Source organism: Pseudomonas sp. SIMBA_041 (genome assembly GCF_046535095.1).
Taxonomy (GTDB): Bacteria; Pseudomonadota; Gammaproteobacteria; order Pseudomonadales; family Pseudomonadaceae; genus Aquipseudomonas; species Aquipseudomonas mucoides.
Window position 1 is genome coordinate 41,708 of sequence record NZ_JAWRXJ010000012.1, and the last position, 15,082, is coordinate 56,789.

Here is a 15,082-nt window from a genome sequence, read left to right on the forward strand (position 1 = left end):
TTCATATATGAAACAAGGTTTCCTGTGTGGCACGAAATTGCACATTTGATGTGTATTACAGGGAAACTGCGAAAGGGAGGATGCTTGGTTCAGTAACGCCGAACGCCGGAACATGGCGGATTTGTTTCAAGTATGAAACGAGTTATTTCATGTGCCCGTGTACTTATATAAGCAGGAGTGATTAGCGGGGAGGTAAGGGGCGTGAGGTTTACTGCGCGGATAAATACCCGATAGTTTGGTATGTCGCAGGGAGCAGGCCACGCCTTTGCCTTGTGCGCACACTGCGCGGTACTTTTTGATGTGATGAGTGGGGTCTTTTTCCAGTTTCCGGATCAAGTGCGCAACCATCCAGACGTTACGTTTGAATGGACGTCCCGGCACTCGTTCGAGGATGCCCGCCACCTGCTCATACGTTACGGTGTCGCCAGCAAGGTAGACGATTTGGAGGTGAAGCCCACACCGGCTCATCGAACCGCAGAAGTCGAGAGCACCCAGACAATGATCGGTTGTTTGCCCACCTCAAGCGCTTCCTGAAATTGGATCGCTTGCGACTACGTGGCATGAGTGGCGCGACCGATGAGTTCATGTCGCCGGCTGGCCAAATTTACATCTCAAGGGCCACCGGTCACGGGATAAGTGCGCCTGCACTAAGCAAAAAAACTCAAACTAACCCAATAGCAGAGCAGCAAAGGTCAACGAAGAGCTGAGAAATCACTCAAGTGGTGAGTAGACTCTCTGGCGGTGATGATGCTTGAGTTCAGGCGAGCTGAGAATCCGATTGTTTTCAACAGAAATCGGCCGATTTCAGCCCTTCCCCGAAGGACTGATTTGGGTCGTCTTCTGCCGGTCATTACCAGGGGGCGTGCTGGACAATGGGACGATGACCTGAACGCAGAGCGCGGCTGCGAAGCTATCGAGTTTTGGCTTTTTCGCCGTGACATCCGGGTAGCCGACCTGCTACATATCGGCAAGTTGGACTTGATCTCTACCACTTGATTTAGCACTGTACATCGCGGTATCAGCGCGCCGAATGAAGGCGTCAAACGATTCTGATGGAATCCACGTGGCAACGCCGAAGCTACACGTCGCCTGTCCAATATCATCAAATGGCAGGTTGCTTATTAGAGCTCGAAGCTTTTCTGCCAGTAGCCTTGTATCGTTCAGTTGGCTATCCGGGCAGATCAATGCAAACTCTTCTCCGCCTGTTCTGCACAGCAGATCGGTTTTGCGCGTTGCCGAACGTATTCGTGTGCACAACGACTTCAAAACGTTATCACCACACTGATGGCCCCAGCGGTCGTTGATGTGTTTGAAGTGATCGACGTCAAACATGATCAGCGACAGAGGGCGGTATTGCACGTTAGCCTCGATGAGCAGGCGCTCCATCAACTCTTCGAAGTATCGGCGGTTATAGACTCCGGTCAGGTGATCGGTAATGTTCAACAACCGCAAGTCTTTCGTGCGTTCATCAACCAGCGAGAGGGCGCGGGCGCGCTGCGTAATCAGCAAGTACACCATCAAGGTCAGCAGCAGCGTCAACCCAGCTCCGAACACGATAATTAGGCTGATGGACAGTGCGTAGCTGTTGGCGACCAGAAATGTTGGGCTGGGTCTAAACTGGATCAAGTAATTTTGGTCGGCTACTTTCAGTAGCCGCTGCGCGTACAGCGCTGAAGGGGCCGCAGGGGCAATGCTCTGATAAATGTTTTCCCCTTGATGCTGTGTGTCGATCAATGAAAGTGTCACGTTCAGTCGTTGCAGACTTGGTAATGGAATGCCTTGTTCCATCAACGAAGCCAAGCGTACGGTGGAGACAACGAACCCCTGCAAATTATCATCGTTCAATGGAACCTCAGGGGACTCCTGGAATACAGGTGCGACAAAGAAAATCCCCGACTGCCCATTGGTCATTTTCAACGGTTCCGACACAACTATTTGACGTGTTTCTCGTGCCTTGCTCATCAAGGCTTGGCGACCGGGGCGAGCCAGAACATCCATGCCCGGTATTATCTTTACGTCGTCGCGCTTCAATAAGTAGAGCAATATCCAGTGTTCAGGCCGGCTGGCGAGGGGGACTTTTTCGCCGGTGACGGGATTAATTTCATGGTATGAAAAATCACGGGTGCCATTGAGAAGCGCCTTAGCGCGAAACGCTTGGAGATCCTTCTCGAGAATCCTTGGTACCCAGCTATAGGCTTCGTCCTCTTCCACTAGAGGCGTAACGAATCCCAGAAACTCCTTTTCAGTGACATCGTCGGCGTTGATAAAGAAACGCCTTACAACGTCTAGTTTCAAGACCTGAGTATTAAAGCGTCGTTGCAGGCGACTGAATCTTTCGTCGACCTCCAGTTGAAAAGCAACGCTAACGGTACGTTTCTCTGACCCTACGAACAGAATCAGCACCAAGAACGTGACGGCGACCCCAGCCAGGCACACCAGACCGCAAAGGGTCACGTCTGATGCTTTGAGTGCGTTCTGACGAGTAGACATCATTTTGTGTTCCTTGCTCATCGCCAACAACAGCGTGCAGTGACTTGGAGTACTTTTGCAGTATCGGCACGCCCGTCGTTATCTTTATAAGGACACCTTGGCCGACCCTCAGCAGGCTTCGGTCGATAGGCATACGGCAGCCAGTTTGGCTGCGCTCAGGCATGCCCAAGCTGGCAAATGGCAAAGTCGCGCAACCCGCTTTTCTGGATCTTTCTCGACCGACTGCTTTTGGCCGATTACCGATTGATTCAAGAGACAACATTGCTACCTCTTTCACCCTCCGTAGGAAGTACGTGTCAGCCCATTCAACAACACTTGAGAGCTTATGTTTAAGCACCCTCAAGGTTACGTCCTGAAAGCTACAAAACCTTGTGCCTTTGCCTACGGGTACGCCAGAATCCGCCGGCTTGTGCGCTTTTGGGCCTCTCGGTAACTTGACTCGTGTCACTGCCCATCAGTGATCGGGTTTCGCAGCCCGGGTAATCTCTAGACGCACAACGTCTACGTCCATGAACAGATGCTTCGTCAGGTCTGTCCCTCATGTCATGTCATGGCGGCTGTGCGTGGGAGACCTTCGGGTCTGCCGGGTTCCTAGAGTCCTGGTCTGCGAACCCGCGTACAGTTGCCACCTTATTTTTCGTTTCGCAGCGAATCGTGGCAGCTCCATTTCTCTAGGAGTTTCACCATGTTCAAGGTAACCCCCAATCCACCAGACACCGATCCAGTGTCCCCGTACGAACCCGATTCAAAAAAGCTCAACGAGGCCGCCGAACGCGCCCTCAACGTCCACTTCCCGTCGAACGCCGACATCAAAGCCACCCCGCGAACACGCAGCACGCTATTTTCCGTGGACCCGAAAGCCACAGCCGAAACCCTGGCGGTTTTTTTGGTCGAGACACTGGCTTCGCTTGATGTGATGGTCCACCACTTGGTGGATCATCTGGAGGGGGAGGCGCGCTACGCGCTGCTGGGCATTTCCAACAGCATCATGGTGGCAGAGATCACGGCGAATGGAGTGCTGGATAAGATTGAGCCAGCTGTGTGACCGCTGTTTTGTGACGAAGGAACTTGCCACAGGTTATTCGTTGTTTCAGCAGGGTGTGCAGTCAGAAGCCCCGTCCCCTCTGAGGGGGCGGGGCTTCATGCATTTCACCCCCTCGCAATAACCCGGTGATCAGCCATGGACTACTGAATCGTCAACGCCACATGCCCCTTGTTATTCCCATAGCAATTCCACGCGTCATTGGCATAGGCATAGAGATACCCCGAACGCTTCGGCGTGTACGTGCAGCCGTGGCCGATGAGGAAGGTTTCCGGTTTCAACAGGACGCCTTTGGCGTCGACACCCTCGCTGTTGGCGATTGCGCCGACGAGACTGAACCAAGGGTAATTCTCGTGGCGGCGGGTGAAGTAAAAGTTTGCGTCGCTGTTGTTGAACAGCTTGCTGTACCAGGTTTCCAGTTTGCCCAATGCCGCGCCGGCCACGTAGGCCAGTTCGCTGGGTTGAAAATGCTTGCTCACTGGCCCGGCCGGGTCGCAAACGATCGAGGCGTCCAGCCACTCACCGCTGGCGCTAAAGGTGTACGTGGTGCCAGCGTTGAGCCACAGGCCGGTTTCGTTCCACGGCTGGCGGGCGGAGATGTCCAGTACCAGCGGGTTAGGCGGTGCCAGCAAGCGCGCTTTGCGGTAGGGCGATTGGGTGATGGGGGGGACTTTCTGCCGGTCCAGTGCCGATGTGTGGAACAACGTCTGTTGTGAGCTCATGTCGGCCACGCTGCGGGGTTGAGTCGGCAGCACAGTGAACACGCCATCACAGGAGTCGTGCAGGGTGTCGTATAGGTCTGGCTTGATCTGCTTGACAATATTGGGGTCAAAAATCAGTCCGGCCGCGCTCGCCTCATCAATCATCCACTTCAACGCGCCATTGGCCAGGCCGCAGTTCTGGTAGCCACCGCCGACGTCTGAATGCACGCCGGGGAACCAGATTTGCTGGAGGTCGGTGCCCGCCGGCGGCTTGCTCCACAGCGTCGGCTGGAACGAGGCGCGGCGTTCGTCCATCGCCAACGCGTGGCGGGCGTACTTGACCGAGGGGTGCAGCGTGGTGTCGTGGAAGGTGTAGCGTTCGCGATTGTCGAGCAGATTGAGCAATGCCATGTCGTCGGGGATGCCCAGCGCACCGACGGTGTCCCAGACCCCAATGAAACGAATGGGGATCGAATTGCCAGCCTTGTTGTGGAACTGCCAACCTTGCGCATCCCAGTCTTTGCGCTCCTCGGTTTTACGCCGGTAGCCGTAGGTGAGCAGGGTCTGGATGCGCGTCCAGACCTCGGCGGGTGGTAACCCGACGATCTGCAACAGCCCGCAGCGGCCAATGAACCCGGCAAGGCTGCGCACCGTGTAAGCGCCGCGGCTGAAGCCGAACAGGAAGATGTTGTCGCCGGGCTGGTAGCAGTAACAAAGCTTCTGGTAGGCGCTCATGATGTTGTCATCAAGGCCGGCACCGGTGCCTCCGCCGACGGCTTTATCCCACCAACTGCCATTGGTGCCGACACCGGGGTGATAGTAGGTGGTTTGTGCTACGCCCTTGGCGTTGTCAGCTACGGCGTTGTAAAGCCGCACCACGTTGGTGGGGGCGGGGATGCCTTGGTCGAGTTGGTCGGGGGTGTTCCAGGTGCCGTCGCAGCAAATCACCAGATTAGTCATGGCAAATCCTTTTTCCCGGCAAGCAGGTGCCGGTTGACGAAGCCCGACGGTGGGTTTGGCTGCAGACTGCTGGCCAGTATCAGGCGTGTCGGGGGGAAAGGGCAGCAAACAAGATTCAAGATCAGCACCGCTTGGGCGTCAAGCGGTGCCAGCCTAAAACGCGGCAACAACCCTGCCTCAGTCCTCCAGCGTCTCTGGCGAAACGACCCACACGCTACACGGCATTTTGTACAGCAGGTGTTCCACCGTACTGCCGACCAATCGCTCAATGCCACGATGACCGACCCGGCCCATCACGATGACGTCGATGCTATAAGCATCGGCATAACTGGAGAGGACCTTGGCCGGGTCGCCCATGATCATGTGCTGACGCTCCGGCGGGATGCCATTGCGATCAGCCAGATCGCGGAAAGTCTGGCCCTGTGCATCGAACAGTGATTTGGCTTTGCCTGATGAGAAAAACGCCGAGGCATTATCAAAGCCGAATTCGTTAGCGCTGATGGAGGAAAGGTCATGGGCATAGATCACATCGAGCTCAGCGTTACAGATGCTCGCCAGTTTCGAGGCTTCGCGCAGAATCCTGTCGTTGAAACCCACGTATTGACCGTCACGATGGAACGGGTCGACCGCGACGAGGATTCTTCGCGGCAGCGCGTGCTGCACATTGCTGACAAAATGCAGCGGCACCGGGCATTCGCGCAGCAGATGGATATCCAGTGGCGTGAACATCAGGCGTGACAGCAGCGATTCATGCTCCAGCGCCTTGATCAGTACCGCCATCGGCTGTTCTTTGAGGTGAATGAGGATTTCTTTCAGAGGTTTTTCTACCCAGACCACCTCCGTGGTGACGTGCACGCCGATTTTACGCAAGGGCCGGGCTTGGTCTTCGAGCCATTGGCGATGACGCTCGACATAGCCCAGGCGCATCTGCTCCAGCGCTTGTTCGTTGACCAGACCGGCGGTCGCCAGTCCCTCCAGGTAGTCGAACGCCACGATATGCAAGGCGGCCCCCGCAGCCTTGGCCAATGCTGCGGCCCGGTCGAAAGCGGGGCTGTTTTCCATCAGCGGCGAAACGACCAGCATGAAACGTGATTGCTCAGACATGACAATTCTCCCGTAGGTCATCGCAGAAACCCTTGCACTCAATGTCGACCGTGCGTTTGGGCCGTAAGGCCTGGTTCTTATCCTGCTGCTGGAGAGGGGGGGTGGGTTTGATCTTTGTCAAAGAGACGGTTGACCGGTTTCAGCGCCTGACGCGCGGTCAATCACAGGCGGCCTTTCACAAAGTATTGACCATTATCAATTTCCGTTCCGCCACCCAGGTGCAGTCTTGCGTCAGTGCCCGACTCCATCGCACGACATGGCCGGGGGCATTCGTCATGGCCATGATTTGTTGGCACACCGGCGGGACAGGTGTGTTGGAGATTGCGATAACACCGTGATGACGGATGGGTGATTCTCGAGGTCGACGGGAGGTGTTTATGATCATTGCGATTACAGAAAAACGGACGACCCATCGTTGGGTCGTGCACCTGGATAACCTGGAAGTGAACTTCAACCGCCAAGAGGAAGCTCAGGCGTTCGTTGGTCAACTCAAGGCACGGATCAACGCGCCGCATAAATGGCCAGACACCGCTGCCCAACAGGTATTTAAACGGGAGGCACGGGGTAGCCATTTGGCGACGACCATTGAGTAGTCCTGGCGCTGTTCACCCGTGGGCAGACAACTTGTTGTCTTGAACGTTTAATCAGAGGACGGGGTCAGGCCACTGAAGCGACAGGCATTGCCGCCGGTTTTTTTGGCGTGGTACATCGCGTTGTCGGCTTGCTCAAGCAATGCCTCGGCGCTGACACCATCAGCGGGAAACAGGCTGATGCCGACGCTAATGCGCGTTTCTATATGATGTTTATCGATCATGAATGGCTGATCAATCGCGGCAATCAGATTATTGGCCAAGGCCTCGATCTGGTCCCGTTGATCCACCCCCGTGATCAGAATCGCAAACTCGTCGCCGCTCAAGCGGGAGACGACATCGGACCTGCGCACGGACCGGCCCAGGCGTTCGGCAACCGCTATCAGCAGCTTGTCGCCACAGCCGTGTCCCAACGTGTCGTTGATGGACTTGAAGCGATCCAGATCGATAAACATCAGGGCCAGCGACTGTTGGAATGTCGTGGCGTGTTCCATCGCCTGTTCAAGCAGATTCAGAAACAATCTGCGGTTAGGCAACCCGGTCAAGGTGTCGTGAAACGCCAGTTGCTGCATATTCGCGCGTTCCTCATCCCTCACTTTGAAGTTGTGCAAAATGGCGATGAAGTGCGTCACCACCCCCTGATCGTCAATTACTGGGGTGATGACCTGATTGACAGTGCAATGACCTCCGTCCTTGCGTCGCTCGACCATCTCTCCCTGCCAGGTCAGCCCCGCCAGGATCGTCAGCCACAGGTCCCGATAAAAGGTGGTGCTTTGTCGTCCCGAAGAAAGCAGGTGCGGGGTTTTCCCGACCAGCTCGGGCTTTGAATAGCCACTCAAGAGGCAGAACGCCTTATTGATCCAGACGATGCAGCCCGTGCGCTCGGTGATCAATACCGGATTTGTCGCAGCGTCCAATGCTCTTACCAACAACTGCTGGTCATATTCGATCATTGCCCCCTCCGATACCGCCATTGATGCGTTAAGCCCCAATTCAGGGTAGGCCGAAGGGAAAGGGGGGCGGTTGATCAAGATCAAGTCAGCCGCGGCAGGAACGCTCAATCTGGATGCCTGTTATCTCTATCCTGATGGCCGTGTACCGAGGTGCCCCATGTCGCAGACTCAGCGTTTACTGTTAATTGCCCCCCCAGCCATGACCCGTACACCGGCTTTCGACCGTGCCGCCGCGCTGGCACTGGCCATGCAATTGCCGTTGCACATCGTCGCGTTCGATTATTTGCAAGCTTTGGCGGTGGCCGGTCTGTTTGCCTCTGAGCAAATGAGTCTCGCCCGTGATGGTTATCTGCAAAGCCATCGGCAATGGCTCGCGGAGCAAGCCGCGTCGATGAGCCAACAGGGCGTGGAGGTCACCAGTGAGGTGGTGTGGGTACAGCACCCTTATGAGGAGGTTTTGCACTACGTCAACGAGATGCCACTGGTACTGATTATCAAGGATGCCCAGGAAGAGTCGGCATTGAAGCGCGTGTTTTTCACGCCACTGGATTGGCAGCTTCTGCGCGATTGTCCGGTGCCGGTGCATCTGGTGACCAATGCCGTCCATCCACGCCCCCGCAATGTGCTGGCGATCATCGATGTCTTGCGCAGTGAAGACCAGGACCATGTATTCAATGACCAGATCATTGACGCAGCCGCCAAGCTTGCCGCCCTGTGTGATGCCCGGCTTGATCTGGTGCATGTGTACGACTGGACGGCAATCTATGCCCAGGACATTGGCTTTGGCGCACTGCCCATGGCCACGGGGATCTATGAAGCCCTGGGGGCGGCGCAGCACGAAGCGTTTGCAGCCATCGCCGAGCGACATGGCGTGCCACCGCAGGATCGGCATTTCATCGAGGGGTCACCGCTGACGAGTATTTGTGATTTTGTCGCCGAGCATCATACGGACATCATTGTCATGGGGACGGTGCAGCATTATGGGTTGAACAAATTGTTGGGGACTACCGCCGAACAGCTCTTGCACCGGGCCCCCTGCAGTGTGCTGGCGATAAAACCGGGCAGGGCGTTGCAATCCTGAGTGCCAAAGCGCCCCACGATGTGCCGTTGGCCTGCACATCGTGGGGCGCTTGTTTACAAGCAGAGGCGGTGAATCACCTGACGGGCGTCATCGGGGTCATTGTGTGTATCGAAGCCCAGTGTCCGGGCCAGGTCGCGCATCGATGTATTGCTGGCGGCGTCCACCGAATACATCTGGCGAAAGCCGTTTTTGCGCGCCGTCTTGATCAGGTGCTCCATCAGCAACGTCCCCAGCCCCAGGTGCTTCCAGTCGTCGGCGACCGTCACGGCGCATTCACATTCATGCTCATCGGTGGCGGCGTAACGGCTGATACCGATCTCGATCAATTGGCCGTTTTCGTGAACCAGCGCGATGTAGGCGACGCGCTTTTTGTTATCGGTGTCCATCAACTGATCGAGCATCGCAGTGCCAGGCTCGTTGATCTGTGCGAGAAAACGCATGTGCCGGGATTCGGGCGACAGTCGCTTGATAAACGCGTATTCACGGTCGCGGTCTTTTTCTGCCAGCGGCCGGATCAATACATGCCGGCCGTCCTTGAGCGCTTCGATCCAGTATTGCCCGAGGACCGCGGCGTAAGCCGCTGCAGCCCGTTCGTTGTGGTCTTTGACGGTAAGCATGGGGAGATCCTCCATCCGGTTTGTACAGTGTGCGCGCGGTGACGAACCGCACGGCTCATTCCTTTCTACGCCGTTGGCAGCGGTCAAACCTGATCTGGATCAGATGCCCGTAATGTGGGGCGCTGATTGACGTGTGTTTGATGTAAATCAACGGGAGGGAGGGTGCCGAGCGCAGTCTTGGAGCAACCGGCGCTTAACGACCGGAGTCGAGCGGAGGTGTGTGATGGGTCAATTTCATCGTTTGCTGCTGATTGCCGACCAAACCCTGCATCAATCTCCCGCCTTGCTGCGCGCCGTCGCGCTGGCCAAGGTGAGCGGGGCGGCGCTGGATGTGCGGGCCTTTGTCGAGCCGGCGCCGATCGTGCATTTGTGGGAAGAGAAAACGGACGACGCCGGGTATCAGCGCTACTTGCGCCGCTATCGTCGCTGGGTGGCGGATGAGGTGGAGCAGCTGGGTGGCCAAGGGCTGGATGTCACGGTGGAAGTGATCTTCACGACCCATCCATTGCTGGATATCCTGAAAACGGTTGAAGAACTCAAGCCCGACCTGGTGATCAAGGATGTCATCCTGGAGCCGGTCCTCAAGCGAGTGTTCATTACTCCACTCGATTGTCATCTACTGCGCGAATGCCCGGTTCCCGTGCATCTGGTCAATCAGGTTCGTTACAGCTTGCCGCACCGGGTCGTGGCCGCTGTGGACCCGTTTGATCCCTCGACTCAAATCAGCGGACTGAACGACACCATCATCCAGACGGCCAATGCCCTGGCCCTGCAATGCGACGCCCCGTTGCACCTGCTATATGCCTACGATTTGTCGCCCGCCTTCAATGGTGATGCGCCACTGTCCGGGGGGGGCTGGGGTGTGGACTACATCGAGGAACTGCGTGAATCCTTGCACCTGGCGTTTGTCACCCTGGCGGATCGCTACGGCGTGCCGCCTGAGCGGCGGCATTTCGTGATGGGCCTGCCGGTGCCGGTGATCAGTGAATTTGTCGAGCAATACCTGGCGGATGTGGTGGTGATGGGCACTGTGCACCGAGTGGGGATTGACCGCTTGATCGGCAGTAACACCGAACGGGCGCTGTATTCGGTGCCGGGCAGCATTCTGGCGGTCCGGCAGGGCGTCAAGGTGTGAGCACGATGGCGCCATTGAACTGACCGGCCCGCAAGCATTCCAGTGCCTGGTTGGCATCGTCCAGGGCAAAGCGGGTGACGTCGCAATGCACGGACGTGTGTTGCAGCTCCTGAAAAAATGCCGTGCCGTCGTTGCGGGTCAGGTTGGCTACTGAGCGAATGCTGCGTTCGCCCCACAGCAGACGATAGGGGAACGCCGGGATGTCGCTCATGTGAATACCGGCGCATATCACGCATCCGCCCTTGATGGTCGTGGCCAGGGCCAGCGGCACCAGCGCACCGACAGGCGCAAAAATCAGGCTGGCATCAAGCAAGTGCGGCGGTGGTTGATCCGATGCCCCCGCCCACTCGGCACCCAAGGATCGGGCATAGTCCTGGCCTTCGTGGTCATCTGGTCGAGTGAAGGCATACACCTTCTGCCCTCGGCCTCGCGCCACCTGGATTGCCAGATGCGCTGCCGCCCCGAAACCATAAAGGCCCAGGTGACGTGCTCCTTTGGCCATCTGTAACGCCCGAAAGCCGATCAGCCCGGCACACAGCAGCGGTGCCGCTTGAATGTCCGAGAGACTGTCGGGAATCGGGAAGCAGAAACGCCTGTCGGCGACGGTGTATTCGGCGTAACCACCGTCCAGATGACATCCGGTGAATTGCGCCTTATCGCAAAGATTTTCCTGGCCTGAGGTGCAGAACGCACACTGACCACACGTCCAGCCAAGCCACGGTACGCCCACCCGCTTGCCGATCCAGTCGGGCGCGACGTCAGCGCCCACTGCAGTGACTTCACCGACGATTTCATGACCCGGCACCCGCGGCAGTATGGCTTGCGGTAATTCCCCGTCAACCAGATGCAGATCGGTGCGGCAGACCCCGCAAGCCAGGACTTTGATTAATAGTTGGTGGGCGGCGGGTATCGGGATGGGGCGGTCTTCCCGTTGCAAGGGCGCGCCGGCAACCTGTAGCACCATGGCACGCATGATGTTTCTCCAGACGTGCAAGTGTCAGCGCTGGGGACGGTGACAACCGGCGACGAGTTGCTTGAGCCCTTCCAGGTCCAGGATCTTTACCTCTCGGCCGGCGATTTCCACCAAACCTTGATCCCGAAGGTGAGCAATGCCCCGGCAGATGGTTTCCAGCCGCAACCCCAGGTAGGAGCCGATTTCTTCGCGGCGCATTTTCAGAACGAAGTCCCTGGATGAATAGCCACGGATACTGAAGCGCTGCGACAGGTTCAGTAAAAAGGCTGCCAGCCGCTCATCCGAGTTCATGTTGCCCATCAGCATCAGCATGGAGTGATCACGCACGATTTCACGGCTCAGCAGCCTGTTGAGGTTGTGCTGCAGCGACGGCAGGTTTTGGGCGAGTTTCTCTAGCTGCGCAAAGTGGATGGGACACACTTCGCTGTCCTCGAGGGCAAACGCATTACAGGCGTGTTCGTCGGCACTGATGGCATCCAGACCGAGCATCTCGCCCGGAATGTGAAAGCCAGTGACCTGTTCACGCCCATCCACTGACAGCATGCTGGTTTTGAATGAGCCGATGCGGACCGCGTAAAGCGAAAGCAGGGGATCTCCCGTGCGGTACAACGCTGTCCCCTTTTTTACCTTGAATCGTTGCACGATCAGGGTATCAAGGCGTTCGACTTCCGGGCCGCTCAAACCGATTGGCAGACACAGCTCCAGCACACTGCAGTTGGAGCACGCTGCCTTGAGGTGATGAATTTGAAGTGGGCGGGTTTCAGGCATGGGGAACGACGCCATCTGGGTGGGGTGCATTAAGCATAGGTGGTGCTGCCCCGCACGTGCATTTCATTGCGGGGTATGGCGGGGTATTCGACGAATGGGGAATGCCCCGCGCGGATTGGGAGCCGAGATACAGGGGGCCCTCCGGCACCTTGACTGGCGCCGCCACTTTGAAACTTGATGTAAATCAAGTCCTGAGCGTTTCAGGCACCCAGAATCGACCCATGACAATCGGCAGGTCCGACGATGGGCGGGGAACTTCATGAGTAATTTTCTGAATGATGAGCAACTGGAAGGGCTGGACGCCTACTGGCGGGCTTCCAATTACCTGGCTGTCGGGCAGATCTACCTCAAAGATAACCCCTTGCTCAAGGTGCCCCTGACCCTGGCACACATCAAACCTCGGTTGCTGGGCCATTGGGGGACAACACCGGGGCTTAACCTGATCTACACCCACCTTAACCGCCTGATCAACCAGTACGACCTGAACATGCTTTTTATCGCAGGTCCCGGACACGGTGGGCCTGCGGTTGTTGCGCAGACCTATCTGGAGGGGACCTACACCGAATTCCGTCCGTCGGTGGAGCGCAATACCAACGGCCTGATTCGTCTGTTTCGGCAGTTTTCCTGGCCGTACGGGATCTCCAGCCATGTGTCGGCACAGATCCCGGGCTCGATCCATGAAGGTGGCGAACTGGGTTATTGCCTGGCCCACGCTTACGGCGCCGCCTTCGACAACCCTGAACTGATCGTTGCTTGCGTGATCGGAGACGGCGAAGCGGAAACCGGTACGCTGGCGGCCAGCTGGCACTCCAACAAGTTCCTCAACCCCGCACGTGACGGGGCGGTGTTGCCGATCCTGCACCTCAATGGCTACAAAATCGCCAACCCCACGGTGCTGTCCAGAATCAGTGAAGATGAACTGTCAGCCTTGATGTATGGCTATGGCTACGATCCTTATTTCGTTGAGGGCGATGATCCGGCGCAGGTGCATCAGGCCCTGGCCCGGACGCTGGATACGATGGTGCTGAAAATCCGCGAGATTCAGCGCGAGGCGCGCCAGACTCGGCAATCCGGAGCGCCAGAACGGCCGCTTTGGCCCATGTTGGTGTTGCGCACCCCCAAAGGCTGGACCGGCCCGAAATTCGTCGATGGCCTTCACGTCGAAGGCACCTGGCGTGCGCATCAGGTGCCTCTGGCCGATTTCCAGCAGCCGATTCATCTGCGGCAACTGGAGGAATGGCTCAACAGCTACCGCCCGGATGAACTGTTTGATGCCAATGGCGCCTTGCAGCCCGAAATCGCTGCACTGGCTCCCACCGGCCACCGACGCATGAGTGCCAATCCCCACGCCAACGGTGGCTTGCTGTTGCGGGCGCTGGACCTGCCGCAGTTCACCGACTATGCGGTGAAGCTCGAGGAGCCTGGCAGCCTGCGCGCGGAGGCCACGCGGGTACTGGGCACGTTTTTGCGCGATGTGATGAAAAACAACCTGTTAACGAAAAACTTTCGTTTGTTCGGCCCGGATGAAACGGCCTCGAACCGACTGGATGCGGTCTACGAGGTTAGCGCCAAGGCCTGGATGGAACCGCTGGAACCAGACGATGTGAACCTGTCGGTCGATGGCCGGGTCATGGAGATCCTCAGCGAGCAGGTGTGCGAGGGCTGGCTCGAAGGCTATTTGCTGACAGGTCGCCATGGTTTGCTGTCCTGTTACGAGGCGTTCATCCATATCGTCGATTCGATGGTCAATCAGCATGCCAAATGGCTGAAAACCGCTGCCGAAGTGCCATGGCGCAAACCCATTGCTTCGCTCAATTACTTGCTGACGTCCCATGTCTGGCGTCAGGACCATAACGGCTTCTCCCACCAGGATCCGGGGTTCATCGATCTGGTGGCGAATAAAAAGTCAGACGTGGTGCGGATCTACCTGCCGCCCGATGCCAATTGCCTGTTGTCGGTGGCTGACCACTGCCTGAAAAGCCGCAATTACATCAACGTCATCGTCGCCGGCAAACAACCGGAGTGGCAGTGGCTGGATATTGATGCGGCCATCCGACATTGCCAGACGGGGATCGGCCGTTGGGACTGGGCATGCCGGGATGATCAGGACCCGGACGTGGTGATGGCCTGCGCCGGTGACGTGCCGACCCTGGAAACCCTGGCGGCAGTCACCTTGTTGCGCGAGTACGTTCCGGATTTGCGCGTCAGGGTGATCAATGTGGTCGACCTGATGGTGCTGCAGCCTTCCTTCCAGCATCCCCATGGTTTGCCGGACACGGCGTTTGATGAGCTGTTTACGGTCGATAAACCGGTGATTTTTGCCTTCCACGGGTACCCCGCGCTGATCCACCGCCTGCTGTACAAACGCACTAATCATGACAATTTCCACGTCCGTGGCTTCAAGGAGGAGGGCGCGACCACGACGCCGTTCGACATGGCCGTGATCAATAACCTGGACCGTTATCAACTGGCGCTGGACGTCATCGAGCGAGTTCCCCGTCTGCATGATCAACTGCAAAACGCGCGGTCGCGATACTGGTCGACGATGGAAAAACACAAGCTCTACCTCATCGAGCACGGGCAAGACATGCCCGAGGTGCTGAATTGGCAGTGGACGCCTGTGGCCGATGGTTGAGGTGGGGGGAGCTGATCTAAATCAAGGTCACGC

Annotated in this window: 12 protein-coding genes and 1 pseudogene; 5 read left to right on the plus strand and 8 right to left on the minus strand. The window is 57.3% G+C overall.

The window, feature by feature from the left end:
- Positions 1–255 precede the first annotated feature (255 nt).
- Both SB725_RS25390 and SB725_RS25395 read right to left on the minus strand, forming a co-directional pair.
- Positions 256–444: pseudogene (locus tag SB725_RS25390) on the minus strand (aromatic alcohol reductase); the annotation flags it as partial.
- 513 nt (positions 445–957) lie between these two features.
- Positions 958–2,490, minus strand: coding sequence for a diguanylate cyclase (locus SB725_RS25395; protein WP_256218388.1), 1,533 nt, complete (start codon positions 2,488–2,490; stop codon positions 958–960).
- Between the two features lie 685 nt (positions 2,491–3,175).
- Between SB725_RS25395 and SB725_RS25400 the strand changes: the two genes are divergently transcribed.
- Complete coding sequence (locus SB725_RS25400) at positions 3,176–3,535, plus strand: DUF6124 family protein (protein ID WP_027923584.1); 360 nt, start codon at positions 3,176–3,178, stop codon at positions 3,533–3,535.
- A 140-nt stretch (positions 3,536–3,675) separates the two neighbouring features.
- Here SB725_RS25400 and SB725_RS25405 read toward each other — a convergent pair whose 3' ends face one another.
- Together SB725_RS25405 and SB725_RS25410 are read right to left on the minus strand one after the other, a co-directional pair.
- The gene (locus SB725_RS25405; RefSeq protein WP_410922750.1) at positions 3,676–5,193 is read right to left on the minus strand and encodes a DUF2235 domain-containing protein; all 1,518 of its coding nucleotides are present in this window, start codon (positions 5,191–5,193) and stop codon (positions 3,676–3,678) included.
- Positions 5,194–5,370: 177 nt separating this feature from the next.
- Positions 5,371–6,297, minus strand: coding sequence for a universal stress protein (locus SB725_RS25410; RefSeq protein ID WP_194940227.1), 927 nt, complete (start codon positions 6,295–6,297; stop codon positions 5,371–5,373).
- A 377-nt stretch (positions 6,298–6,674) separates the two neighbouring features.
- Here SB725_RS25410 and SB725_RS25415 point away from each other — a divergent pair, with 377 nt between their 5' ends.
- The gene (locus SB725_RS25415) at positions 6,675–6,890 is read left to right on the plus strand and encodes a hypothetical protein (protein ID WP_410922751.1); all 216 of its coding nucleotides are present in this window, start codon (positions 6,675–6,677) and stop codon (positions 6,888–6,890) included.
- Positions 6,891–6,937: 47 nt separating this feature from the next.
- Here the strand turns inward: SB725_RS25415 and SB725_RS25420 are convergent, their stop codons facing one another.
- Positions 6,938–7,924: a diguanylate cyclase domain-containing protein gene (locus SB725_RS25420; protein ID WP_256218391.1), complete on the minus strand. Its 987-nt coding sequence runs from the start codon at positions 7,922–7,924 to the stop codon at positions 6,938–6,940.
- A 73-nt stretch (positions 7,925–7,997) separates the two neighbouring features.
- On the opposite strand from SB725_RS25420, the gene SB725_RS25425 reads away from it, so the two are divergent.
- A complete protein-coding gene (locus SB725_RS25425) occupies positions 7,998–8,921 on the plus strand; it encodes a universal stress protein (protein ID WP_059182775.1) in 924 nt (307 codons plus the stop codon).
- Positions 8,922–8,974: 53 nt separating this feature from the next.
- On the opposite strand, the gene SB725_RS25430 is transcribed toward SB725_RS25425, so the two are convergent.
- Positions 8,975–9,538 (minus strand): GNAT family N-acetyltransferase, encoded by a 564-nt coding sequence (locus SB725_RS25430; protein ID WP_194940225.1) that lies wholly within the window; start codon positions 9,536–9,538, stop codon positions 8,975–8,977.
- A 223-nt stretch (positions 9,539–9,761) separates the two neighbouring features.
- Between SB725_RS25430 and SB725_RS25435 the strand changes: the two genes are divergently transcribed.
- Complete coding sequence (locus SB725_RS25435) at positions 9,762–10,673, plus strand: universal stress protein (RefSeq protein WP_027923592.1); 912 nt, start codon at positions 9,762–9,764, stop codon at positions 10,671–10,673.
- On the opposite strand, the gene SB725_RS25440 is transcribed toward SB725_RS25435, so the two are convergent.
- Positions 10,663–11,646: a zinc-dependent alcohol dehydrogenase family protein gene (locus SB725_RS25440; protein WP_410922752.1), complete on the minus strand. Its 984-nt coding sequence runs from the start codon at positions 11,644–11,646 to the stop codon at positions 10,663–10,665. The two genes, SB725_RS25435 and SB725_RS25440, sit on opposite strands and share 11 nt — an antisense overlap.
- A gap of 24 nt (positions 11,647–11,670) precedes the next feature.
- A complete protein-coding gene (gene fnr / locus SB725_RS25445; protein WP_027923594.1) occupies positions 11,671–12,414 on the minus strand; it encodes a fumarate/nitrate reduction transcriptional regulator Fnr in 744 nt (247 codons plus the stop codon).
- 259 nt (positions 12,415–12,673) lie between these two features.
- Here fnr and SB725_RS25450 point away from each other — a divergent pair, with 259 nt between their 5' ends.
- Entirely contained in the window at positions 12,674–15,049 is a 2,376-nt protein-coding gene (locus tag SB725_RS25450; protein WP_410922753.1) for a phosphoketolase, read from the plus strand.
- Positions 15,050–15,082 lie beyond the last annotated feature (33 nt).